Source organism: Aliidiomarina sp., from assembly GCF_022565475.1.
Classification (GTDB): domain Bacteria; phylum Pseudomonadota; class Gammaproteobacteria; order Enterobacterales; family Alteromonadaceae; genus Aliidiomarina.
In genome coordinates, this window is record NZ_JAIUMR010000005.1 from 108,623 (window position 1) to 133,265 (window position 24,643).

The 24,643-nt window shown below is 50.6% G+C and carries 23 protein-coding genes; 15 read left to right on the forward strand and 8 right to left on the reverse strand.

Annotated elements, in window-relative coordinates; all coding sequences use genetic code 11:
* Positions 1-3: 3 nt before the first annotated feature.
* From LAT77_RS06160 to LAT77_RS06230, 15 genes are all read left to right on the forward strand, one after another.
* Positions 4-1,326, forward strand: a complete 1,323-nt coding sequence (locus LAT77_RS06160; RefSeq protein WP_290563683.1) for a tetratricopeptide repeat protein — start codon at positions 4-6, stop codon at positions 1,324-1,326.
* 127 nt (positions 1,327-1,453) lie between these two features.
* A complete protein-coding gene (locus tag LAT77_RS06165) occupies positions 1,454-1,636 on the forward strand; it encodes a hypothetical protein (RefSeq protein ID WP_290563684.1) in 183 nt (60 codons plus the stop codon).
* A 60-nt stretch (positions 1,637-1,696) separates the two neighbouring features.
* Positions 1,697-2,077: a response regulator gene (locus tag LAT77_RS06170; RefSeq protein WP_290563685.1), complete on the forward strand. Its 381-nt coding sequence runs from the start codon at positions 1,697-1,699 to the stop codon at positions 2,075-2,077.
* Between the two features lie 10 nt (positions 2,078-2,087).
* Positions 2,088-2,645: an adenine phosphoribosyltransferase gene (locus LAT77_RS06175; protein WP_290563686.1), complete on the forward strand. Its 558-nt coding sequence runs from the start codon at positions 2,088-2,090 to the stop codon at positions 2,643-2,645.
* A gap of 40 nt (positions 2,646-2,685) precedes the next feature.
* Entirely contained in the window at positions 2,686-5,145 is a 2,460-nt protein-coding gene (dnaX, locus tag LAT77_RS06180; protein WP_290563687.1) for a DNA polymerase III subunit gamma/tau, read from the forward strand.
* Between the two features lie 103 nt (positions 5,146-5,248).
* Entirely contained in the window at positions 5,249-5,581 is a 333-nt protein-coding gene (locus tag LAT77_RS06185) for a YbaB/EbfC family nucleoid-associated protein (protein WP_290563688.1), read from the forward strand.
* Positions 5,581-6,183, forward strand: a complete 603-nt coding sequence (gene recR, locus LAT77_RS06190; protein WP_290563689.1) for a recombination mediator RecR — start codon at positions 5,581-5,583, stop codon at positions 6,181-6,183. The genes LAT77_RS06185 and recR overlap by 1 nt, the downstream gene beginning before the upstream one ends.
* Before the next feature lie 109 nt (positions 6,184-6,292).
* On the forward strand, positions 6,293-8,209 hold the full coding sequence (gene htpG, locus LAT77_RS06195; protein WP_290563690.1) for a molecular chaperone HtpG: 1,917 nt from the start codon (positions 6,293-6,295) through the stop codon (positions 8,207-8,209).
* A 149-nt stretch (positions 8,210-8,358) separates the two neighbouring features.
* Positions 8,359-9,003 carry an adenylate kinase gene (gene adk / locus LAT77_RS06200; RefSeq protein ID WP_290563691.1) on the forward strand — a complete coding sequence of 215 codons (645 nt, stop codon included), beginning with the start codon at positions 8,359-8,361 and terminating at the stop codon, positions 9,001-9,003.
* Positions 9,004-9,187: 184 nt separating this feature from the next.
* The gene (locus LAT77_RS06205; RefSeq protein ID WP_290563692.1) at positions 9,188-9,574 is read left to right on the forward strand and encodes an MAPEG family protein; all 387 of its coding nucleotides are present in this window, start codon (positions 9,188-9,190) and stop codon (positions 9,572-9,574) included.
* A 12-nt stretch (positions 9,575-9,586) separates the two neighbouring features.
* The gene (locus tag LAT77_RS06210; protein ID WP_290563693.1) at positions 9,587-10,363 is read left to right on the forward strand and encodes an alpha/beta hydrolase; all 777 of its coding nucleotides are present in this window, start codon (positions 9,587-9,589) and stop codon (positions 10,361-10,363) included.
* Between the two features lie 3 nt (positions 10,364-10,366).
* Positions 10,367-11,557, forward strand: coding sequence for an aminotransferase class V-fold PLP-dependent enzyme (locus tag LAT77_RS06215; protein WP_290563694.1), 1,191 nt, complete (start codon positions 10,367-10,369; stop codon positions 11,555-11,557).
* A 22-nt stretch (positions 11,558-11,579) separates the two neighbouring features.
* Positions 11,580-12,962, forward strand: a complete 1,383-nt coding sequence (locus LAT77_RS06220) for an MATE family efflux transporter (RefSeq protein WP_290563695.1) — start codon at positions 11,580-11,582, stop codon at positions 12,960-12,962.
* A gap of 131 nt (positions 12,963-13,093) precedes the next feature.
* On the forward strand, positions 13,094-15,622 hold the full coding sequence (locus LAT77_RS06225) for a DUF305 domain-containing protein (RefSeq protein ID WP_290563696.1): 2,529 nt from the start codon (positions 13,094-13,096) through the stop codon (positions 15,620-15,622).
* Positions 15,623-15,735: 113 nt separating this feature from the next.
* Positions 15,736-16,968: a hypothetical protein gene (locus tag LAT77_RS06230; RefSeq protein WP_290563697.1), complete on the forward strand. Its 1,233-nt coding sequence runs from the start codon at positions 15,736-15,738 to the stop codon at positions 16,966-16,968.
* 64 nt (positions 16,969-17,032) lie between these two features.
* Here LAT77_RS06230 and hisIE read toward each other — a convergent pair whose 3' ends face one another.
* The 8 genes from hisIE to hisG all read right to left on the reverse strand — a co-directional run bounded on the left by hisIE (position 17,033) and on the right by hisG (position 24,360).
* Positions 17,033-17,662, reverse strand: coding sequence for a bifunctional phosphoribosyl-AMP cyclohydrolase/phosphoribosyl-ATP diphosphatase HisIE (gene hisIE / locus LAT77_RS06235; RefSeq protein ID WP_290563698.1), 630 nt, complete (start codon positions 17,660-17,662; stop codon positions 17,033-17,035).
* Positions 17,663-17,765: 103 nt separating this feature from the next.
* Positions 17,766-18,539, reverse strand: a complete 774-nt coding sequence (hisF, locus tag LAT77_RS06240; protein ID WP_290563699.1) for an imidazole glycerol phosphate synthase subunit HisF — start codon at positions 18,537-18,539, stop codon at positions 17,766-17,768.
* Positions 18,521-19,258, reverse strand: coding sequence for a 1-(5-phosphoribosyl)-5-[(5-phosphoribosylamino)methylideneamino]imidazole-4-carboxamide isomerase (hisA, locus tag LAT77_RS06245; RefSeq protein WP_290563700.1), 738 nt, complete (start codon positions 19,256-19,258; stop codon positions 18,521-18,523). The genes hisF and hisA overlap by 19 nt, the downstream gene beginning before the upstream one ends.
* A complete protein-coding gene (gene hisH / locus LAT77_RS06250) occupies positions 19,252-19,875 on the reverse strand; it encodes an imidazole glycerol phosphate synthase subunit HisH (protein WP_290563701.1) in 624 nt (207 codons plus the stop codon). Before hisH ends, hisA begins: the two co-directional genes overlap by 7 nt.
* Positions 19,872-20,945: a bifunctional histidinol-phosphatase/imidazoleglycerol-phosphate dehydratase HisB gene (gene hisB, locus LAT77_RS06255; RefSeq protein ID WP_290563702.1), complete on the reverse strand. Its 1,074-nt coding sequence runs from the start codon at positions 20,943-20,945 to the stop codon at positions 19,872-19,874. Before hisB ends, hisH begins: the two co-directional genes overlap by 4 nt.
* Before the next feature lie 2 nt (positions 20,946-20,947).
* The gene (gene hisC / locus LAT77_RS06260) at positions 20,948-22,105 is read right to left on the reverse strand and encodes a histidinol-phosphate transaminase (protein WP_290563703.1); all 1,158 of its coding nucleotides are present in this window, start codon (positions 22,103-22,105) and stop codon (positions 20,948-20,950) included.
* Positions 22,105-23,460 (reverse strand): histidinol dehydrogenase, encoded by a 1,356-nt coding sequence (gene hisD, locus LAT77_RS06265; protein WP_290563704.1) that lies wholly within the window; start codon positions 23,458-23,460, stop codon positions 22,105-22,107. Before hisD ends, hisC begins: the two co-directional genes overlap by 1 nt.
* Positions 23,461-23,463: 3 nt before the next feature.
* Positions 23,464-24,360, reverse strand: coding sequence for an ATP phosphoribosyltransferase (hisG, locus tag LAT77_RS06270; RefSeq protein ID WP_290563705.1), 897 nt, complete (start codon positions 24,358-24,360; stop codon positions 23,464-23,466).
* Positions 24,361-24,643 lie beyond the last annotated feature (283 nt).

Genomic DNA, 24,643 nt, shown 5'->3' on the forward strand with positions numbered 1-24,643 from the left:
CCTATGAAAACTATCACATCAACAATTGGTGCTGTGGTCTTCGCGTTGGGTTTTACGCTGTCCGCACCACAGGCTCAGCAAGCCGCTTCGGATGATGTTGGTTTCACGATTCCAACCGCTGAAGAAGTGCAGCGTGCGCGCGACAACCGTCGCTCGCAAGCCTTAGGTGAGCGAGTTGCCCGTCGCGTTATGACGTCATTTGAGTTGTATGAAGCAGGGGAAATGCAAGCTGCAATTGCAGAGCTTGATCAGATTCCTACGCGTGGTGCAACCGACTATGACCGTGCATATGTAGCGCGCTTTAAAGGGACCTTGTTAGCAGGACTCGAGGACGATCCAACGTCAATTCCACGAGCGATTCGTGAACTTGAAGCTGCGATTGCTCCAAACGTCTTGAGTTTCAACGACCAAGCGAACGCACTGCAGCTACTCGGCAACCTCTACCTGATGGAAGAGAATTTCCGTGACGCTATCACCATGTTCCGCCGCTATTTGCAGTTCATGGGAGAGTGGAATCCAGACATCTTAATCCGTATGGCGTCAGCGCATATGGAACTGAGAGAGTTTGCACAAGTGATTCCATTGGCTGAAAAAACGATTTTGCATCAGCCTGAACCGAATCGTAACCCGTACGTCTTGATGATTGCGGCTTATTACGAAAGCGGTCAGGTTCCACAAGCAATTTCAGTTTTGGAGCGTGGTGTGCAGGTGTTACCTGCGGAGAAAGGCTGGTGGGTTCAGTTAGGCATGTTCTACATGCTCAACGAAGACTATGACAAAGCACTTTCGACCATGCGTATTGCTTATGACGCAGGCTACTTTACTCGAGAAAACGATTATCGTGCCTTGTATCAGTTACTGGCTAACAGCGGTATTCCGTTTCATGCAGCAGAATTGATGCGTCGCCATTTAGAAGGTGAGCAGGTCACCCGCTCAGCGCAAAACTACTCAATGGCAGCACGTTCGTTCCACAGCGCACGGGAATTCCGTCGCGCAGCGGAAATGTATCGTCAGGCAATTTCGGTAGCAGATAACGAATCGGATATTCGTGATTATTATCGTCGGATTGGAGAAGCCTTGTTGTTAGCTGAGCGTTATCGCGAAGCAGCACCAGCATTCCAAGAAGCAATTAATCGCATGCCGCAAGGTGAAGATGCCGGTCGCTTGTACATGTCGTTAGCGGAAGCTTATTTTTACAGCAACCAATATCGCCAAGCGCACCAAGCAGCGCAGAATGCAGCGCGGTTTAGTAGCACTCGCCGCAACGCAAACAGTTGGGCTGAGTACATCAAGACCACTGCTGAGCGCCGCGGCTCAAGTATTTAATACTTTAGCGAGCTCGATAAATGAAAGCCCTGCGGAATATTCCTCAGGGCTTTTTTATTGGGTGAACAATGACCTAGCAGTGAAAAGCGGGATTAATCCATCGTTACTCTGTTGGGAACTTTCTTAAATGTTTGGGATCAGATATGATCGCTACCCAAGTTCAACGTCGTATGAGGGTGAAAGCATGGCCGGGCACGAAAACTTTAAGGAGCAAACAGGTGGTTTCCACTGGCTGCTCGTGGTCTTAACGTTTGTCGGTATCGCATTACTTCCTGTAGTGTTGCGCCTTATCTCATTATTTACCGCGTAGGGGCAGTTTCCCTGCGAGTGTCGCTGGCGACACATCATTGTTCTTTAAGTAGAGGTGGACATGGCATTGTCTTTGTTGTTGGTTGAAGATAACGCACGGACGCGTGAACAAATCCTTGAAATGTTAGTTGACACTGAGTTTCAAGTGACCGTTGCGGTTGATGGACTTGACGGCTTAAACCAAGCGAGAAAAAAATGCTTCGACGTCGTCTTATTGGATCAGAAAATGCCGCTCATGGATGGTTTCGTGTTGGTGAAGAATCTCCGCGATGAACCCGAGTACGGCGCGATCCCATTAGTATTTATGACTACATCAGAACCCGCGCAGGTGCAAGACAAGGCCTTGCGAATGGGCGCCGATTGCGTGTTAGGGAAACCCTTACAAGCTGATGTATTAATCTCTCATTTACGCGAGTTAACCAAACGCCGCGTAGTAGCTTGAGTAACCAAGAATGACTCATTATACCGCTGCGGATATGCGCAGTAACTATATTGCGCGCCGCATAACCCCGGTAGAAAATTTTCCGAAACCAGGTATTCGTTTTCGTGACATTACACCGGCACTGCAAGATCCACGGGCGTTGCGCAATAGCATCGATTTATTCGCAGAACGCTATGAGAATATGGGACTGACCCAAGTTGTTGCGGTTGAAGCACGCGGCTTTATTTTCTCAGCAGCGCTGGCAGATCGTCTGGGTATCGGATTAACCTTGATTCGCAAAGCCGGTAAATTACCACGTGATGTATTTTCAGCAAGCTATATGCTGGAATACGGTGACGATGTCTTAGAATTACATAAAGACGCGCTGAAACCGCGCGATAAAGTTATCATCATGGATGACATGCTCGCCACTGGTGGAACCATTTCTGCGGCGGTTGATCTCGTCAAGAAAACACCAGCGACCATTATCGAAACCTCGTTTGTGTGTGAATTGCTGTATCTAGGCGGCCGCAAAAAACTCGATCAAATGGGCATAAACAGTTACGCTATCTGTGCATTTGATGAGTAGAATGAACGTCCGCAATTAACAATAAAATAATGGAGGCGGCATGAGTTACCAAGTGCTGGCACGGAAATGGCGGCCACGTACCTTTACTGAAGTTGTCGGCCAACAACATGTGTTGCAAGCGCTTACCAATGCGTTGACGCATCAACGTCTCCATCACGCCTATTTACTGACTGGCACTCGTGGCGTCGGTAAAACCACAATCGCACGAATTTTGTCGCGAAGTCTAAACTGCGAGCAGGGCATCACGCCGCAGCCCTGCGGACAATGTTCTTCTTGTGTTGATATCGAGGCCGGTCGATTTGTCGATTTAATGGAAATCGACGCAGCGTCACGGACCAAAGTCGAAGACACCCGCGAGATATTAGAAAACGTCCAGTACCGTCCAACAGCAGGTCGTTACAAAGTCTATTTGATCGATGAAGTCCACATGCTGTCGCGCCATAGCTTCAATGCCCTATTGAAGACTCTCGAAGAGCCACCACCCCATGTTATTTTCCTGCTAGCGACGACGGATCCGGACAAATTACCGGTTACTGTGCTGTCACGTTGTCTGCAGTTTAATTTACGGGGTTTGACGCGGGACGAAATTAGCGGTCAATTGCAGCACATTCTTAAAGCTGAACACATTCAGTTTGATGAAGCAGCTCTGGCGCTGCTTGCGCGCTCGGCAAACGGCAGTATGCGCGATGCACTCAGCTTAACCGATCAAGCCATTGCCCAAGGCAATCAAGTGGTTAGCGAGCAGGTTGTAGCGCAGATGCTGGGTCGCATAGATGCCCATAACCTATTGGATTTAATCGCTGCATTTCACCAAGGCGAGGTGACGAAAACCTTGCAATTGCTGCGTGACTTGCTTGATCGGGTACCCGATATCAGTGTTGTTCTTACAGAACTGCAAACGTTATTGCATCAGTTAGCACTAGTGCAAGTTGCACCAAACTTACTAGACTCAGAATTAGTCGCTCATCGCGGACAAATGGAAGCTCTCGCACGAACTATCCCAGCACCGGCGTTACAGGTTTATTATCGCTTAGTGATTGACGGACGCCGGGAATTACCCTTCGCTGTGGACGCCTTTAGTGGTGTGGAAATGACCCTGCTGCGTCTTGCAGCTTTTCGACCGCAGAGTGCGGAGGATGAAGCGCCGGGAAAGTCACCAACAGATAATGCAGCAGCGACCGATGTCGTTGCCGCTAATCCCGTAGCAGATAATCCAGTCGCGGATGGTTCTGCAGCGGATAATCCCGCAGCAGAAAGTCCCGTTGCAGAAACTGCTAGCGCAGAAGGTTCCGTAGCTGAAAGTGCCGTAGCTCAAAACGCCGAAGCAGCGGAAGTTGCGGAAACGAAAGCGCCAGATTATGCGGCAAAAGCTACACCACAATATGCACCTGAAGTAACGCCAACGTCTAAAGTCGATGAAGTGGGTTCTACAGCGAAGCCATTGGCAACCGCAGAATTAAAAGCTGAGCCAAAGCCAGAGCGACAGCCAGCGCCAGAAGCCAAGCCAGAGCAACAGCCTCAAGCAGAGCTTAAGACGGCAGCTCAACCTCCTGGGCAGCCATCAGTCTTAAAAGAGGCAACCCATGAATTTGATTCAGCGGTTTTGGCCAATGATGATGCATTTGATTTCGATGATGAAGATGACGATTTACTCGCACTAATCGCTGAGCAAGAACAGCTTGAACAGCGAGCGCAGACGCTGCGACCGAGTTCGACGCAACAGCCTTCATCAACGCCGAAACAGGCCGTACAGAGCTCGACGACGTCGAATCTGAGTGGTTTATTGGCGACTTATGATTCACTCTTAAGCCGCAAAAAGGAGCGCAGTAAGTCAGGCGAGCAAAAAAGCGAAAAGCAGAGTGAGGAAGAGAGCGTAACCCGCACCGAGCGCAGCAGTAAGTTGGTACGGACGCAAGATCCTGTTCTATCTGAGCCAACAAATAGTGAACCCATGCCTAACGCGGCTGAACACTCTAGCGACCAATCGGAATGGGTCGCCAATCCGCCTGAGGTTACCTCAAGGGAGTCAGAATTTGAACCGAGTCAATCCGAAGCAAGATCGAGTGAGTCTGAGTCCGCCTCTCGTCAGGTTGAAGGAAGCGCTGGCCAGCCCACAGAAGTAAAACGTGCAGCAGAAATTGACGATTGGAGTAAATTAGTGGATAGCCTTGAAGTGGTTGGGCGCACTCGCCAAGTACTTTTAAATGCGATGCTGCATCGCACTGCTGAAGGTTTGCGCCTAGAGGTCGATGAACAACAACGGGCGTTATTGTCTGGCCATATGGAAGCGAGTTTGCGCAATGAACTCAGTAAGGTTATGGATACCAGCAATTTGAGCATTGAGCTGGGGCAGCCGCAAGATACCCCATTCCTGATACAACAACGGATTGACGCGGAACGTCTCGCAGCAGCACAGGAACGCGTTCAGGCGCATCCGCTGATACAGCGCTTGCAATCCGAGCTTGCGGCCCATATATCGTCGGTAAAGGTGCTCCACTAGCAGCATTTCCCGAAGGCACTGTAGATTCCGCGCTGCGGCCAGATGTGTTAATCTGTGTCGATTGCGCACTGATTAATTGATTTTAAATAGAAGAGAGAAACGCATGTTTAAAGGTGGTTTAGGAAACATGATGAAGCAAGCGCAGCAGATGCAGGAAAAAATGCAGCAAGCGCAAGCAGAAATTGCCAGCATGGAAGTGACCGGTGAAGCGGGTGCGGGCATGGTCAAGGTCACCATGTACGGTAACCATAACGTCAAGCGCGTGGCGATTGACCCAAGCTTATTTGGTGATGAAGATGATCGCGAAATGCTTGAAGATCTAATCGCTGCCGCGACCAATGATGCCGTTCGTCGCGTCGAAGAAGCGTCAAAAGAAAAAATGGGTTCAATTGCCGGTGGTATGGGTTTACCGCCAGGAATGAAATTACCGTTTTAATGAAAACCTACAGTCCCGCGATCTCAGCCTTGATCGATGCCTTGCGTGTCCTACCCGGCGTCGGTCAAAAAACAGCGCAACGTATGGCGTTCCAGCTTCTTGAAAAGCAGCGTGAAGGCGCTGCCAAGCTTGCGGACAGCCTTGTGCATGCGCTTGCTGTGGTGGGACGCTGTTCGCAGTGTAGAACTCTAACCGAAGCGGACGTGTGTAGTATCTGTAGTGATGCAGTGCGCGCTGATGAAGGTTTGTTATGTATCGTTGAGTCGCCAGCCGACGTGCTGGCGGTTGAGCAGACGAGCCAGTTTCGTGGTCAATACTTTGTTTTGATGGGACGGTTGTCGCCGCTTGACGGTATCGGCCCTGCGGATATTGGTCTCGACCTGTTAGAGCAACGTTTTCAGCAGGGTGGTATTGACGAAGTTATTCTCGCCACAAACCCAACCCTAGAAGGCGATGCAACCGCGTACTTTATTGCCGATCTGGCAGCAAAATATAGCATTAAAGCGTCTCGTATCGCACACGGCGTTCCGGTTGGTGGCGAGCTTGAATATGTGGATCATACTACCCTAGGCCACGCATTTTCCGGTCGTAAGTCGTTTTAATTTAAAATTCCCTCCTGCCGTCATTTAAAAAAATCCTTGAAATTGCGTACGGCTAACCCCATGTGTTGAATAGGGTTAATCAATTTAGCAATTCAGGAGAAAGATCACCATGGCTGACGGTCAGCATGCTGAAAAACACGGATTTCAGACAGAAGTAAAACAACTTTTACATCTGATGATTCATTCCTTGTATTCAAACAAGGAAATTTTCCTGCGGGAGTTAATTTCAAACGCCTCCGATGCAGCCGACAAGCTGCGCTTCAAGGCTTTGCAAAATAACGACTTATTTGAAGGTGATGCGGAACTTCGCGTGCGTTTGAGTGTGGACAAAGACGCGCGGACCATCACCATTAGCGATAATGGTATTGGTATGACACGCGATGAGGTGATGAGTAACCTCGGTACCATCGCTAAATCGGGAACTAAAGAGTTTTTTAGCCAATTGTCCGGCGACCAAGCTAAAGATTCGCAGCTCATTGGTCAGTTTGGTGTCGGCTTCTATTCGGCATTTATTGTTGCTGACCGCGTCACTGTGCGCACTCGTACCGCCGGTGCAGCCGCAACCGATGGTGTTGAATGGCAGTCCGAGGGCGATGGGGAGTTTACCATTGCGGCACTGAATAAGCCGACACGGGGAACCGAAATTACTCTGCATCTGCGTGAAGGTGAAGACGAGTTCCTTGACGCATGGAAGTTGAGTTCGATTGTGACGACCTATTCGGATCACCTGAATATTCCGGTACAGATGTGGAAGGACGAAGTACCTGAACAAGAAGGTGAAGACGGCGAAAAGATCGCTGGCAAGCCGGGTGAATGGGAAACTGTAAACGCAGGTAAAGCGCTGTGGCTGCGAGAAAAAGCAGATATCAGTGACGACGAATATAAAGAATTCTATAAGTCAGTCGCTCATGATTTCGATGAACCACTACTGTGGTCGCACAACAAAGTTGAAGGTAAGCATGAGTACACGAGCTTGCTTTATATTCCCAAGCGTGCACCTTGGGATCTGTGGAACCGCGACAACCAAAAGGGCATTAAACTCTATGTTCAGCGCGTCTTCATTATGGACGACGCCGAGCAATTTATGCCGACATATTTGCGCTTTGTGCGTGGTCTGATTGACTCCAATGACCTGCCGCTCAACGTCTCACGAGAAATTTTGCAAGACAATAAAGTCACGCGTGCGATGCGCAGTGCCAGCACCAAGAAGGTCTTGCAAAGCCTAGCAAAGCTCGCCCGCGATGATCAGGAAGCCTATGCCAGCTTCTGGGACAACTTCGGTAACGTCTTAAAAGAAGGACCGGCTGAAGATCAAGGGAATATCGAGCGCATTTGTGAGCTGTTACGCTTTGCCAGTACGCACGAAGACAGTGATAAACAACGTGTATCACTCGACAGCTACATTGAGCGCATGAAAGAGGGTCAGGACAAGATTTACTATATTGTTGCCGACAGTTATGAAGCAGCGAAAAATAATCCGGCCCTGGAAATTTTCCGTAAGAAAGGCGTGGAAGTGTTATTGTTGTCCGACCGCATTGACGAGTGGTTGATGAGCCACTTGGACGAGTACCAAGAGAAGAAATTCCAATCGGTAACTCGCGGTGATCTTGATTTAGGCACGCTTGAAGACGAAGCCGAAAAGAAAGAGCAAGAGCAACTCGAACAAGATTTCGCCACGACGGTTGAGCGTTTTAGCAAAACCCTCGGCGATAAAGTCAAAAAGGTTCGCGTGACCCATCGCCTTACCGATTCACCAGCCTGTATTGTCACAGACGACAACGATATGTCGACGCAGATGGCGAAACTGATGGAAGCGGCCGGCCAAAAAGTACCTGAAACCAAGTACATTTTTGAGCTCAACCCAGAACATCCGTTAGTGCAACGGATTGCCAATGAGCAAGATGAAGCACGTTTTGGCGAGTGGGCGGAAGTTCTATTGGACCAAGCGACCTTGGCCGAACGGGGTAGCTTGAAGGACCCAAGCAGCTTTGTGCGCCGCTTAAACAAGTTGATGTTGGCAATGTAACTTTCCAGTTCATCTGATTAAGGCCGGCCAAGTCGGGGTTTTTAGCCCTATACGACGATGGTCGGCCTTGTTATTTGTGACCTTGAAAGGTAAAGTTGAGCGCATTATTTTTCAGTTTCATTTCATTTTGTAATAACAGGGGAATTACCATGCGGATCATCCTGCTGGGTGCGCCAGGCGCAGGGAAGGGCACGCAAGCCCAATTTCTGATGAATACTTATAATATTCCGCAAATTTCGACCGGTGATATGCTTCGGGCGGCAATCAAAGCGGGCACAGAACTTGGCCAAAAGGCGAAGGAAGTCATGGATGCCGGCCAACTGGTGTCAGACGACATTATGATTGGTTTGGTGCAGGAGCGGATTGCTCAGGACGACTGTAAAAATGGTTTCCTCTTAGACGGCTTTCCGCGCACGATTCCGCAAGCGGACGCAATGCAAGAAGCCGGTATTAAGATTGATTATGTGCTCGAATTTGATGTCGCTGATGACGTGATTGTTGAGCGTATGGCCGGACGTCGTGTTCATCCAGGCTCAGGTCGGGTTTACCATGTGGTTTATAACCCACCGAAAGAAGAAGGTAAAGACGACGTCAGTGGCGAAGACTTAGTGATTCGTGATGACGACAAAGAAGAAACTGTGCGAAAGCGTTTGGCGATTTATCATGAACAAACCGAACCATTGGTTGCCTACTATCAAGATCTGGCCAAGCAAGACGTGGTGAGCTATCACAAACTTGACGGTACCAAGAAAGTTGAAGCCGTAAGCGCGGAGTTAAAAACCTTACTCGGTTAGCAATGAAGGCGAAAATTTTCGCCTGTTAGGACGGTGGTAAGTCACGCTCGTCACTGGCGCCAAGAAAGCGTATTATAAAGCCCGAACAAGTCTTGATTTGTTCGGGTTTATTCTATGTATACGACCCTTGCTGCGGCTCAAATCGCGGCTTCATGCTCATTTAGCGCAAAAGGAAAACAGAACTATGTTGTCGATTACCAGTTTATTTGCCGGTTTACTGACGCTCTTGTTAATGGTGCTGTCGTATCGAATTATTCGACTGCGTTGGCGTGATCGCGTCGGCATTGGCACCGGCGAAAGCTTAGATTTAAAAGTGGCTGTGCGCATTCACGGTAACTTTATTGAGTATGTTCCGCTGGCACTGATTTTACTCGGTTTGTTAGAAATGAACGGCGTCAGCCCGCAATGGTTGTATGCGCTTGGTGGCCTGTTGTTTGTCGCCCGGATCAATCATGCGATTGGCTTGACCAAAACCGCAGGAGTCAGCATCTATCGCAGTATTGGTGTGCTGGGTACGTTTGCAATGCTGATCATTGCGGCCATTTATTTATTGGTGTTAGTTGTTGATTAAGTTGTGACCAAAATGAATATCGTCGCTTTACATAGTTCCCAAAGTCATTCAGGGCAGTGGCGTGCGTTGAGCAAAGCACTGGCCTTGGAACCTGACTTTACGCTGCACACGCCAGACCTAGTCGGTTATGGCCGTGCTCCAGCATTCGATCAACCGGCGGAGTCGTTTCGCTTTGCCGATGAACTTGCCGCTCTGCAACAACAACTTCCTGCTGACGTTGCGCCCGGTGGTGAGCCGGTTGTTTTAGTTGGGCATTCGTTTGGTGGCGCGGTGGCTTTGCATTGGGCATTACGTTATCCACAGCAAGTTCAAGGTTTGGTCTTGTACGAACCGGTGAGTTTCCATGTTTTACCGGCAGGACATGCGGCACGAGAAGAAATCGTGTCGATTGCGGAGAAAATGGACGCGCTTAGTCTTGAGCAAGCCGCGGCCTGCTTTGTTGATTATTGGAATCAGCCCGGCTATTTTTCACGTTTACCGGAAAAAGCTCGGGCCTTGATGATTGCGCAGCAAGCGAAAGTGAATGCAGACTTTCACGCATTGTTGGATCAGCCAACGCAGTTAGCTGAATACGCCGCTGTAACGGTTCCTGTGGTGCTGATTCATGGCACACAGTCACCGCTTTCGAGCCAGACTGTTGCGCAATTGCTTGCTGCAACCTTACCAAACTGTCTCCATTTAGACCTTGATGGTGGGCATATGGCCCCGTTAACTCAGTCGGCGCAAGTTAATCCGCTGATGTTGAATGGCATTCGCTACATTTGCGAGCAAATGCAGACGACGAGTTAAACCATGAATTTCCGTTCAGACTTTGCGTTATTTCAGCAACAGCCAGAGCTTGTCTACCTGGACAGTGCTTCCTCCTGCCAAGTTCCGGAGTCGGTTGTTGGCGCTATGAGCGATTATCTGCGCGGACATCATGCGAATGTCCATCGTGGTAACTATCGTTTGAGCCAAACTGCAACTGAGCGTTATGAGCAGTCACGACAACGCATCGCTGACTTTTTGGTGACAACCGCGCAACAAGTCGTGTTTACTCAGGGTACCACCGATGGTTTGAACCGACTTGCAGCGGGTCTAGCGGCAAGAGTCCAGCGCGGTGACAACGTTGTCGTGTCGTTGGCGGAGCATCATGCCAATTTGCTGCCTTGGCAACGTGTCTGCCAACAACGCGGTGCTGAGTTACGCGTACTGCCGCTGGATAGCAGAGGTCGAATTGTGGCGGGCACTGCGTTGATCGATGCCAAAACGAAAGTGGTGGCGCTCACCCATGCGAGTAATGTACTGGGGGTCGTGAACCCATTAGACGAGGTCACCTCACGGGCGCGCGAGGTTGGTGCTTTGGTGGTGATTGATGCAGCGCAAACAGCGGCACATTTGCCCTTAGCGCCTGACCGCATGAACATCGATGCCTTAGTGTTTTCTGCCCATAAGGTCTATGGACCGACCGGCGTCGGCGCGTTATGGATGACCCCAGAGTTGGCTGCAACCTTACCCCTATATCAAGTTGGCGGTGGCATTGTTACCCAAGTAACGACACAGCACAGCGACTATGTTAGCGGTATTCAACGCTTCGAGCCAGGCACACCGAATTTAGTTGGCATTGCCGGCTTTGTGGCGGCGTTGGATTACCTTGAACAGGCTCGAGCGCAGGGAAGTGCTGGCTACTTGCAGGGCTTGATGACGGATTTGTTCACTATGTTGAACGAATTTCCAATGCTTCGTTGTTTGCCGCACGGCGATGGACGTGTGCCGGTGGTGAGTGTGACGAGTGACGATCCGGACATGCATCCCAATGACATCGCCATGTTGCTGGATCAGCAGGACATCGCGGTTCGCAGCGGCCATCATTGTGCCCAACCGTTACTACACAGCTTAAGCCAACAAGGCTGCCTGCGCTTTTCCTTGGGTGTATATAATCAAACGGCGGATATCCAACGTTTACATGAGGGCCTCAGCAAGGCACTCGATTTACTTAGCTAGGTCCTTGAGGTAATTAGAACCGATGCGACATTTATGGCCAGAAACGAAAAAACTCGGTTTATTGACCGGTCCGATCCTGATTGCGCAGCTGACGCAAATGATGATGGGTGTGGTCGACACCTTGATGTCAGGCCGAGTGGGGCCGACCGATCTTGCCGCGGTGGCTGTAGGCGGCGCCATCTGGATTCCGCTGACCTTGATCATTTTCGGTTTTGGTTTGTCTTTGGCGCCTGTCGTTTCACATTGTGATGGTGCTGGTGACCGTTCCCAACTCGGTCGCCACCTGCAGCAGAATCTCTATACGTGTATCATTACCGCGCTACTCACCGGCCTACTGATGTATTTAGCACCGTCGGTGCTTGCCGTGATGGACGTCGAGCCAGAATTTCGACGCATGACCTTGGACTATTTGCACTATATTGTTTGGGGTTTACCGGCATTTGTTCTGTATGTGGTGCTGCGCAACTTCTGTGAAGGCTTGTCGCATACCATGCCGTCGTTAGTAATTGGCGTTATTGGCCTGCTCATCAACATCCCTGCAAACTATGTCTTTATCTACGGCAAGCTCGGCATGCCGGCATTAGGTGGTGCTGGTTCTGGTATTGCTTCGGCGCTTGTTCTGTGGGGGATGGCATTGAGCTTGTTGTTCTATGTGGTGTTGTCAAAGCGCTATCGTCCAGTGATGCCGTTTCGTCGCTTTTATCCACCGAATTGGGACGACATGTGGCACTTCACCCGGATCGGTTTTCCAATTTCAATGTCGTTGTTTTTCGAAACTTCATTGTTTGCTGCGGTGGCGATTCTCATCGCGCCATTAGGTGCGATTATGGTCTCTGGCCACCAGATTGCCTTAAACGTATCGTCGATTGTGTATATGTTCCCGCTCAGTTTAAGTATGGCGGTAACCTTGCGGGTGGGCTTTGCACTCGGTTCGCGGCAGCCGGACGATGCCATGAATGCCTATAAAGTGGCTATGCTGCTTGGGCTCAGTTTTGCGACGATTAATGGTCTCGGCATGTGGCTCGGCGGACGTTGGCTGGCAAGCTTTTACACTGAAAACATGGAAATTATCCAGTTAGCGGGAACTTTGCTTGGTTTAGCGGCGATTTTCACCATTTCCGACACCTTCCAAGCGATTTCGATTGGCGCACTGCGTGGTTATAAAGATACCCGTGCGGCGATGGTCGTCACGCTGATTGCCTATTGGCCGTTTGGCTTGACGGTCGGGATCATCTTGGCTTTGACCGATTTGATTGTGCCGCGCATGGGCGCAGCCGGCTTCTGGATTGGCTTTATTTCCGGCTTAAGTGTCGCGGCCGTGCTATTAACCTTGCGCTTGTTCCGCGTCCACTCTGCTTGGGTGGCGAAAAATAATAAGCAGCACGCTCTTACGGATGGCTCTTAATGTTCATGATTCGAATGACTAAAGTCTAAATCATTTTCATCCTGAACTTTCGTTATTTAAACGCAATGTTTTTGGCCTTCTGGCGCACACCCCGTATATTAAATTTTTGTTAAATTTACGGGTCAAGTCTCATGCCACAAAATCGTCGTTCTCGACTACGTTTATCTCCGCTGGTGCTCGCGCTCGCAGCGGCCTCTTGTGTGACAGTCGCAATTGCTGATGTCCCACTTGTGCAACCGGGTGCCCCCGGGCAGTCCAGTCGTCAAATCAGTGCTGAAGATGCAATTCAGCTGGTGTCTGCGCGGTTCACGACTGCCGACGTGAAGTTCATGCAAGACATGATTCCACATCACCAGCAAGCGTTGGATATGACGGCTCTCCTTGTAGAACGAACCAGCAGTAATGCCATGGTCGAGTTGGCTTCGCGGATCGAGCGTACGCAAGTCGATGAAATTGAATACATGACGCAATGGCTTACAGAGCGCGGACAAACTGTGCCGAGTCGCGATTGGAGTGAACATACGGATCACGGTCATCATGGTCACCACGGACATCACGGTCATGAAGAGCACAGCGGCCAGCAAATGATGGAAGGGATGGCAACACCCGAGCAAATGGAGGCGTTAGCCGCTTCGACTGGGCCTGATTTCGATCGGATGTTCCTTGAACTCATGATCAAACACCACGAAGGTGCATTGACCATGGTGGGTGACTTGTTACGCCATCGAGGTGCTGCGGAAGAAGCCGAGCTATTTGAGTTTGTCAATGAAGTTAAAAACGAGCAAGAAGCTGAAATCGGGCGAATGCTTGTCATGCTTGCTGGTTATTCGCCTGATCCACGGGCCGGCCTCGCCGCGGGATTCCGTGATGCTGGTGAAGCCATTTGGAACATGGAATTACTTGCTGCCTTACCGAAGCCAACGGGCTTCTATGATCCAGAAAATCCAGCCGGCCTGCCTGCAAGCCGCTTACGTGAACTTGCCAAAGTCGCTGAAGACAATGATACCGAGAGCACTGAAGCAGCTGCCGAAGTAAATGCTGAAGGAGAAACGCCAACGCGTTCAGGAGGTCCAAGCAATCGCCCGACGTTACTCGATTTCGCGAACACGGACATGGCATTCTCGGATAACACGCTTGTCGTGGGTAGCTATCACGGCTTCAAAATTTATGACATTAGTCGCCATGGTGCACCCGAGCTCATCAGTGCCGTCGTTTGTCCAGGTGGCCAAGGTGACGTATCAGTCGTCGGTGACTTGCTGATTATGTCGGTTGAACAAGGCAGTGGTCGTTTAGATTGCGGATTACGTGGTGTTGCAGGGCAAGTGAGTGAAGAGCGCTTCCGCGGTCTGCGTATTTTCGACATCAGTGACTTGACCATGCCGGTGCAAGTGGGCGCGGTGCAAACCTGCCGTGGTTCACACACCCACACGGTTGTTGCGAACGATGATAATCGTTTGATTGTTTATAACTCAGCCACCAGCTTTGTGCGTGAAGATGAAGAGCTCGAAGGATGTCTGAATAAAGACCCATTCCGCGATGATCGCACAGCGTTGTTCCGCATTGATGTCATCGAGATTCCAATCGATCGCCCACAAGACTCACGCATTATTCATAGTCCAGCAGTTTTTGCGGACCCTAACACCGGTAACCTCGCAGGTCTATGGGAGCGTGGTGACCATGGTCCGGGCACGCAAACGACAAATGAAACGAATCATTGCCATGATATCACCGTATTCCCAGCAGCGAACCTCGCCGCAGGTGCGTGCTCAGGGAATGGTATTCTCTTTGATATCACTGACCCAGTGAATCCAGTGCGTATTGACGATGTGGTTGACCCAGGCTTTGCTTATTGGCACTCAGCAACGTTCAGTAACGACGGCAGTAAAGTGATCTTCACGGATGAGTGGGGTGGTGGCACACGTCCTCGTTGTCGTGCATCCGACCCGATGCACTGGGGCGCGAATGCAATCTACGACATTGTCGACAATCAGCTCGTGTTCCGCAGCTATTACAAACTGCCAGCACCGCAAAGCGACACCGAAAACTGTGTTGCGCACAATGGTTCGCTGTTGCCGGTACCTGGTCGCGACGTCATGGTTCAAGCCTGGTATCAAGGTGGTGTCTCGGTGTTTGACTTCACAGATTCGTCGAACCCGTTTGAGATTGCTTATTTTGATCGCGGCCCTGTTGACGAGAAGACCTTGGTGACCGGTGGCTATTGGTCAACCTACTGGTATCGTGGCCTTGTTTACGGTACTGAAATTGTCCGTGGTTTGGATGTTCTTGAACTGGTACCGAGTGATTACATCAGCGCGAACGAGCTTGCTGCAGCTCTGTTGGTTGATAAGGGCAAGGAGTTTAATCCACAGTTGCAAGAAACGCTGAGCTGGCCGGCTGAACCAGTGATTGCACTCGCTTACAGAGACCAGCTGCAACGTGCTAACCGTCTTAGCGAAGCACAAGTGACGCAACTGACCAGCATGCTTGAAGAAACCGAGCAAGCGCTTGAGCGGGGTCGTCGTAATCGCGGATTATCTAATCGTCTGAATAGTATGGCCGCGGACATGAAGCGTGAGGCAAATTCCCGTGAAGGAATTGATCGCCAACGTTTGAATGGCTTGGGTGAGACTCTAGAAGGGCTTGCTGCTCGCTTACGTTAATCACTAGCGCGGTGCGATGCACCGCGAAGAGTTCTTTTACTCTAAAAAATGCCGAGCAATGCCCTAATGCTTGTCAGTGAAGCATTAGGCGTTGGGTTTAGATGGAGGATAGTTTGAAATCACTACTGTTGATTATCGCTGTACTTGCCAGTTTTAATACCTTTGCCAGTACTCAATCCGCGGAAGAGTATATCGAGGAAGTTAACAAAGCATTTGGTCGCTTTTTTGAAGCAACAAACGGTAAGAGCTTTAGTCAGCAGGTCATAGCTATCGAAGCGCTTTATTTAGAGTTTGAGGATAATGAAGCTGTACAAGATGTTCTTCTACAAAGCCTCGGCGACGTGTATTCGTTTCTAGGCCTGCATCAGCGGGCTTTAATGACAGTTGATAGCCGAGTCATTGAATCCGGAACGTTCTATGATGAAATAAAGCGCTTTGAAGTACATGATGCCATCGCCGCGATTTTGGAAAGATCTTCGGTGCATCAATTCGTGATGATAAATGAAGCACATCATGTTCCTAAACATAGGGTCTTAACGTATCAGTTACTTGCAGGCTTGTGGGAGCAGGGTTATCGCTATTTAGCTTTGGAAGCGTTGGCCGAAAATGCTGAGCAAAATATTACGATAGAGCATATTCCTCTTAATGCTGGTCATTATACGAAGGAGCCAATTTTCGCGAACTTGTTGCTCTATGCGCAAGAGCTTGGCTTCCAATTGGTCTCATATGATTATGGCTTTGAAATTCAAGGCACTATTGCAGAAAGAGAAAAGAGTGGCGCGAGCAACCTCCGTGAAAAGATATTCACTCAAAATCCTGATGCGAAAGTGATCATCCATGTTGGCTATAACCACATCAACGAAGAAAGTAGGCTCGCCCATTATCTGAAAGAGTCACTTGGACTTGACCCTTTAACGATTAACCAAACGGATATTGGCGAAAAAAGCGAGCAACAATATGAATCTGAAAGTTATGCATGGATGATTGCTAACCACGCTTTTGATTTACCAATTGTACTATTGAACGAAGCGGGCGAGCTTTGGTCAGCAAGCAGCAATAAATATGACGTGAATGTAATTTGGCCGAGGACTGTATACATTCAAAACCGCCCTGACTGGGCTTATCTAGGCCGGGTTTTGAAGCTAACTGACCTTGCTTGGTGCCAAGAAATATTCCCCTGTACCGTCGAGGTCTATAACTCGAAATCGGAGGGGGCAGTTCCAACTGATCGCATCTTAATCTTATCGGAGAATGATACCACTGGTGTTTTTATCTCACCTTCGAGTCGTAAAATAAAAGTAACCAACGCGGCTGGCGATAGGTTGCATACCGAGATAATTGATTAAAATGCTGGTGTATCGGTTAGCAAAATCCCGCGTGAATCATACCCATAAAAGGAAGCGCGCAGCGCTATTTTTTGCGTGCGCGCAGTACATCGATGACATCACTTAACTGCAGGTCGCGGGCTTGCAACACCACGGTTAAGTGGTAGAGCAGGTCCGCGCTTTCGTTAAGTAGGGCATCGTCGTCTTGAGCGACCGCAGCGAGAGCCACTTCGACGCCTTCTTCACCAACTTTTTGTGCGCAGCGGCGAATACCGCTCGCGAGTAGCTCGGCGGTGTAGCTGCTGCCCGCATCGCCGTTGGCGAGTTCTGCTTTACGCTGTTTGACGGTGTTTTCCAGCTCGATCAGTTCACTGATGGCTGGAATCTCCGGCGGTAACCAACAGCTTTCAGTGCCTAAGTGGCAGGTCGGGCCGTGTGGCTTGGCCAACACCAACAGCGAGTCTTGATCGCAGTCAGCCGTGACGGATACTAGCTCAAGTACGTGTCCGGAGCTTTCCCCTTTGGTCCACAAGCGTTGCTTGCTGCGGCTGAAGAAAGTAACGTGACCACTCTGCATGGTATGGCTCAGTGCCTCACGGTTCATGTAGCCTTGCATGAGGACACGGCCACTGATGCTGTCTTGCACCACAGCAGGCAAGAGGTCATCCATTTTTTGCCAAGCGAGTTGGTCGAGGTTATTGCCATCAACAATCATGTTGGATCCCTATTAAAGTGAATTCTATTCAGGTTAGGCTCAATATAAAGTGAATCGTATTCATGTTGAGCCTAACTAAGTGTGATCGAGTCGGGCGAATCGACTAAGGCCGAATAATCACGCCGGAGCTGCGCAGCTCAGTTTTTAAATCCGGAATTGCAATCACGCCTTTATGAAAGACCGAAGCGGCGAGCGCACCGTCGACGTTGGCTTGTTGAAACACCTCGATAAAATGTTCAACCGAACCGGCACCGCCTGAGGCGATGAGTGGTACGTTGCAGGCTGCGCGAATCGCTTTTAACTGCTGAATATCATAGCCATTGCGTACGCCGTCTTGATTCATACAGTTCAGCACGATTTCACCGGCACCGCGCGCGATCACTTCTTGCACCCAGTCGGCGGTTTGCCAACTGGTTTTCTGCGTGCGAGTCTCGTCACCAGTGAATTGATAGACGTCGTAGGTTCCGGTCTCTTGGTTATAAAAGCTGTCGATGCCAATGACAACGCACTGTTGACCAAACTCAGAAACCAGTTCGTTAATTAGCTCAGGGCGGCGCAGAGCCGGTGAATTGACCGATATTTTATCCGCGCCCATGGCCAGAATTTCGCGCGCTTGCTCAATCGACTGAATGCCACCCGCAACGGCGAATGGGATGTTAATCACTTCGGCAACGCGGCTGACCCAGGACTTGTCGACCACGCGACCATCGGACGATGCGGTGATGTCATAAAAGACTAATTCATCGGCACCTTCTTCGGCGTAGCGTTTCGCCAGAGGCACAATGTCACCAACAATTTCGTGATTACGGAACTGCACGCCTTTGACGACTTGACCGTCACGAACGTCGAGGCACGGAATTATGCGTTTTGCCAGCATGTGAGTGCCTCCGGTAAGGTGAATTGGCCGGTCAGCAGTGACTTGCCGAGAATGACACTATCGCAATTGGCGCTTTTTAATGTTTCCAGCTCAGCTAAGCTAGCAACACCGCCGGACGCTTGCCAGATAATGCTCGGATAGGCGCGTTTGAGAACGCGGTAAAGCTCGACATTGCTACCCGCTAAGGTGCCGTCGCGGCTGATATCGGTGCAAAGTACATGCTTCAAACCACGTGCTTGGTAGCGGTCGAGCACGTCTTCTAGACGCACTTCACTGGTGCTTTGCCAGCCATGGGTGGCAAGCCAGCGGTTGCCTTGCTCGTCAATATTGATGTCGAGCGCTAAGACAATTGCTTCCGGCCCAAACTCGTCGAGCCAACCTAAGACTTCGTCAACAGCGGTGACGGCTTTTGAGCCAATTACAGCGCGCTGAACACCAGCGGCTAATAAGTTAGCGACGTCGTCGCGGCTGCGAATACCGCCGCCGGTTTGAATCGGTAAGCCAGTGACGGTGACAATTTCGGTGAGTAAGTTCAGCTGGCGCTTGCTCGTATCGCGAGCGCCGTCAAGGTCGACTAAATGAAGAAATTCTGCGCCTTCATCACGATACTGCAGTGCAACAGCCACCGGATTGCTGTGGTAGGTGGTTTGCTGGTTAAAGTCACCTTTGAGCAGGCGAACGACGTTACCGTCAATTAAATCGAGAGCTGGAATTAGCATGTAAACTCCAAGAAATTCTGTAAAACACGCGCACCGTCGGCGCCAGAGCGTTCAGGGTGAAATTGCACACCGAGGAAATTGCCATTGGCGATCGCAGCGGCAAACGGTTGGCCATAGTCACAACTGGCAATGGTGGCGCCGTCAACCGGTGCGGCAAAGCTGTGGACAAAGTAAAACCATGGCTGTTCGAGATCTTGAAACAGCGGGTGATCGCTGACTTCCGTACGGTTCCAACCCATGTGCGGTAATGGCAAACCGACTTGGCTGCGCAGCCGCTCAATGTGCGTCGGAATGACACCAAGGGCAGGCACTGGCTCCGCGGCACGAGTTTCAGTTGAATAACGCGTCAGCATTTGCATCCCCAAACAAATCCCCAATACCGGCTGCGTTAACCCTTGCAAGGTGCTGACTAAGTCGATCTCGTGCAAGGCGCGCATTGCGGCTTCAGCAGTGCCTACGCCGGGTAAAACCACGCGTTCAGCATTGCGGATGATTTCAGGGTCAGCACTAATGACTGGCTCAACGCCGAGGCGACGAAAGGCGAAGGCCACTGAAGCTAGGTTGGCAACCCGGGTATTGACGATGACTAGATTGTTGTTTGCAGCGGACGTACTCATGCCAAAACACCCTTGCTTGACGGCATTTCATTGCCTTGACGCCGAATCGCCTGACGCAGGGCGCGGCCAAAGACTTTAAACAGGCCCTCCACTTGGTGGTGCGCGTTGCCTTCGGTGGTGCTTAAGTGCAGCGAGATTTTCATGCTGTCGCACAGTGAACGGAAGAAATGTGGCACCATTTGGGTCGCCAATTGACCCACGTTCTCGGCGCTAAAGTCAGCGTCGAAGACCAAATAGGGACGACCCGAAATATCGAGCACACACTCGGCGCGGCATTCGTCCATTGGTAAGACAAAACCGAAGCGGCCAATGCCACGTTTGTCACCAAGGGCTTTGTGTAATGCTTCGCCCAACGCTAATGCAGTGTCTTCGACACTGTGGTGATCGTCGATGTGGAGGTCGCCGTCGACGGTGACTTGTAAGGAAAAGCCGCCGTGGGTGGCAATTTGCTCAAGCATGTGGTCGAAGAAGCCAATGCCGGTCGCAAGTTTCACCGGACCCGCTTCGTCGAGGTTTACTTGTACACGAATGTCGGTCTCGCGGGTGGTACGAACAACTTCAGCAGTGCGCGGCTTGGTGGTCAATTGCTTAACGATTTGCGCCCAACCATTGACGCCACGCTCATAGCGAATACCGGCGATACCCATGTTTTCTGCTAATTCAAGGTCAGTTTGACGGTCGCCAATGACAGCGGACGTGGTGAAGTCGACTTTACCTTGTTGCAAGTAGTCTTTCACCAAACCGAGCTTGGGTTTACGGCAGGTGCAGTTGTCTTCTGGGAAGTGCGGACAAATCAGCACATCGTCAAAGCGAATGCCATGGGCGGTAAAAAGATCCATCATGGCGTTGTGGGGGGGATCAAAGTCCGCCTGCGGAAAGCTGTCGGTGCCAAGTCCGTCTTGATTGCTGACCATGACAAGACGATAGCCGGCAGCTTGGAGGTCTTGCAGGGCGTTAATCACGCCCGGTTCGTAAACAAGTTTTGCGAGGCTATCGAGTTGTTTGTCGACCGCTGGCTCTTCCACTAAGGTGCCGTCACGATCGATAAAGAGAATTTTTTGCTGACTCATGGTTATGCTCCTGCCTTGTTGGCTTTAAAGTCATCAAGGACTGCCAGTAACTGTTGATTTTCGCTGGCGCTGCCGACGGTAATACGGACGCAATTGCTGAGGCCAACTTGCGACGATTGATTACGAATCAGAACACCGGCTTGAATGCAGTGTTGCATCAGGGCGTCGGCGTCGGACACTGCCAGTAAAATAAAGTTAGTGACCGAGTTGTAGACCTGTTTGACCCATGAATAACCTTGCAATGCGACCGCAAGTTTAGCGCGCTCAGCGATGGTTTGCGCGGTGTTTTCGCGCACCCGTGCTTGTTCTTTCGAGCTCAACGCCTGCTGCGCCACCTGAATGCTTAAATCTGGCAACGGGTACGGCGCGAGAACCGGTAATAAGGCCTGAACTAAATCCGCGTTAGTCAGCGTAAAGCCGACTCGAATCCCGGCCAAGCCAAAGGCTTTGGATAAGGTGCGCATGACAATCACGTGGGGATTCTGGTCAATCGCGCTGATCATGGATACGTTCGAGTTACCCTGCAAAGTATTTGAATTCGCATAGGCGGCCGGTGACCGTGCTTGGGCAAATTCAATGTAGGCTTCGTCGATGACGACCAGTGCACGGTTCTGACAGAGTTTAATCACCCGTTGCATGTCATCTCGATTCAACGCGTTACCGAGTGGGTTTGACGGATTGCACAAAAATACCACTTTAATACCCGGCTCATTCGCTAATGCCTGTTCGATGCCGGCAAGATCGAGCTGCCAGTTGTCAGCGCGTAACGGCACAGCAACGGCTTCGTTATTGTTAATCGCGGCGCTAATCGCATACATGCCGTAGGTTGGCGGGCAAATCAAAATTTTATCGCGACCCGGCTCACAGAAGGTGCGAATTAACAGCTCAATGCTTTCGTCACTGCCACGGTGGCTGATCACTTGATTGCCGGCCACACCGGCATAGTGGGCATAGGACTGATTCAGCGCCTGATTTTGAAAATCCGGATAGCGGTTCAAGCCTTCTGTTTTTACGCTGTAGCTCTGAGAGTAGGGTGATTCATTCGCATTGAGCCAGACATTACCGCCGGACATGCTGCGACGCGCTGACGCGTAGGGCGTAAATGAACGCAAGTGCTCGCGCATGAGCGTATTGACTAAGTTGGCAACAGTAGTGCTCATTAACGTGTCTCCGAGGTGGTTTGTTCTTTGGCTAAATCGTTTTGCATTCGTGCGCTGTCTAAACGCAGCGACACAGCGCGTAAATGCGCATCAAGCTGTTCTTCAGCGGCTAAGTCAATTAAGGTTTTCCCCAAGTTTTGCAGGCCGCTGGCAGAGACCGTTTGCACGGTATAGCGACGATAAAAATCGAGAAGGCCAAGACTACTGTAGTTACGGGCGAAACCGTAGGTTGGCAACACGTGATTCGTACCTGTCGCATAGTCGCCGCCTGACTCTGGCGTGTAGTGCCCAACAAAAATCGAGCCTGCGTTGGTCAGTTGTGGCAAATAGGTATCGGTGTCGTCGAACTGCAGTAACAAGTGCTCGGGTGCGTACGCTTGGCTAATCGCCACTGCTTCGTCAAGGTCGCACGTGAGAATAAGCGCACTGGCACTTAATGCTTGGCTGGCAATGGATTGGCGTGGCAATGCAGCGAGTTGTGCAGTGAGTTCTGCTTGCACTTGCGCAATCAGGCTACGGCTCGGTGACAATAAAATCACTTGTGAGTCAGGGCCGTGCTCGGCTTGGGAAAGTAAGTCGGCAGCGACAAAAGCGGGCTCGGCGCTGTCATCGGCGATGACCAAAATTTCCGAGGGACCAGCAGGCATATCAATCGCTGGGCCGCCAGCAATCTGACTTACCTGCTGTTTCGCTTCGGTGACATAAGCGTTACCCGGACCAAAAATCTTGTCGACTTTGGCAATGCTGTCGGTGCCTAACGCGAGTGCGGCAATCGCTTGCGCGCCGCCGCCAAGGCAGACTTGCGTGACGCCACATTTTACGGCGGCATAGCAAATCGCTGGGGAAAGCTCGCCACTAGCGCTCGGCGGGCTAATTAGAATGCGCTCTTGGCAACCGGCGATTTGCGCTGGGATACCCAGCATCAAAACCGTGCTTGGTAAGCTAGCACTGCCGCCAGGAATGTATAAACCGACACGCTCAAGGGCCTGAAAACGCTGTTCGCAGACCACGCCTGGCATGGTTTCGACGCGAATATCCTGAGGTTGTTGAGCAAGGTGGAACTGGCGAATATTCGCGTAGGCTTGGTCGATAGCTCGTTTGACTTGCTCTGGTGCCTGCGCAGCTAGCGCTTCAACGGTTGCCATGGCGAGCACAGGGCTGGCAAGGCTCACGCCGTCGAATTGTGCTGTGTAGTCGAGTAATGCTTGGTCGCCACCGTTTGCCACGGCATCAATAATCGCGGCGACTTGTTGTTGTAAACGCTCACTCACCGCCTGTGTCGGGCGGGCAAGGGCGTCATTCCGTTGTTGTAGCGTCAGAGCTTGCCAATCAAGCACTTGCACATCAGTTGCCATGGTTTACCCCATCATCTTCTCAATTGGCATGACTAGAATTGAGCTACAGCCCAATGCTTTCAGCTGTTCCATGGTTTCCCAGAACAGGTTTTCGGTGCTGACGACGTGGACAGCAACTTGCTCGTCCGTGTGGCTCAGAGCCAAAACCGTTGGCCGTTCAGCGCCGGGAAGAATTGCTTCAACTTCAGCGAGTTTATCTTTCGGTGCGTGTAGCATGATGTATTTGCTTTCTTTCGCCAGCTGAACACCGTCAAGGCGAGCAAGCAGTTTGCTAACCAGTGATTGCTTTTCCTCGCTGAGTGATTCCGCGCGCTGAATCAATTGTACTTGTGAGCGGAAAATAACGTCCTTCTCAACGAGGCCGTTCGCTTCTAACGTTGCGCCGGTGGAAACTAAGTCACAAATAGCGTCCGCTAAACCAGCGCGCGGAGCGACTTCGACTGAACCAGTGAGCATCACTGGCTTGGCATCGACGCCTTGTTGCTGCAGATAGTTTTCTAAAATTCGTGGGTAGGTCGTAGCAATTTTACAACCGTTTAAATCATTTAAGCCTTGGTAGTTGCCTTCTTTTGGCACGGCAACGCTGAGGCGACAATAACCGAAGTCGAGTCGACGCAGCTGTTGAAATTGATTCGGCTGCTTCTTAATCGCGCGCTCGAGGCGCTCTTCTTCCAGCACGTTTTCGCCGACGAGTCCTAAATCGACCACACCGTCCATAACCAAGCCGGGAATATCGTCGTCGCGCACGCGCAGAAGATCAATCGGGTGGCTGGTGCTGTGTGCCATCAAACGCTGCTCGTGTAAGTTAAATTTAACGCCACAGGCTTCTAATAACTTCATCGATTCTTTGCTGAGACGCCCTGATTTCTGCACGGCAATCGTTAAACGGCTGTTATTCATAGTGGTTACCTTTATTGAAAATTTAAAAACTAGCAAATTAAAAGCGCAAAATTGAATAGGTAAAAGCAAGTACGTAAAAGCCCCGGAAGGTACGCTTCCGGGGCTTCAATAGATGACAGCTTAGGAAGGTACCAAACGACCTCCCTCAAGCGAAAGGCCACTAGAGGAAATGGTGATGATGACCCACAGCAGACGCAGAGCGTAAGCCCTGAACGTTCAAGTTGTCTGCTAAGTTGTCTAGAAAAGTCATCATCTAAGCCTTATAAATTAAACAATTTGCGAA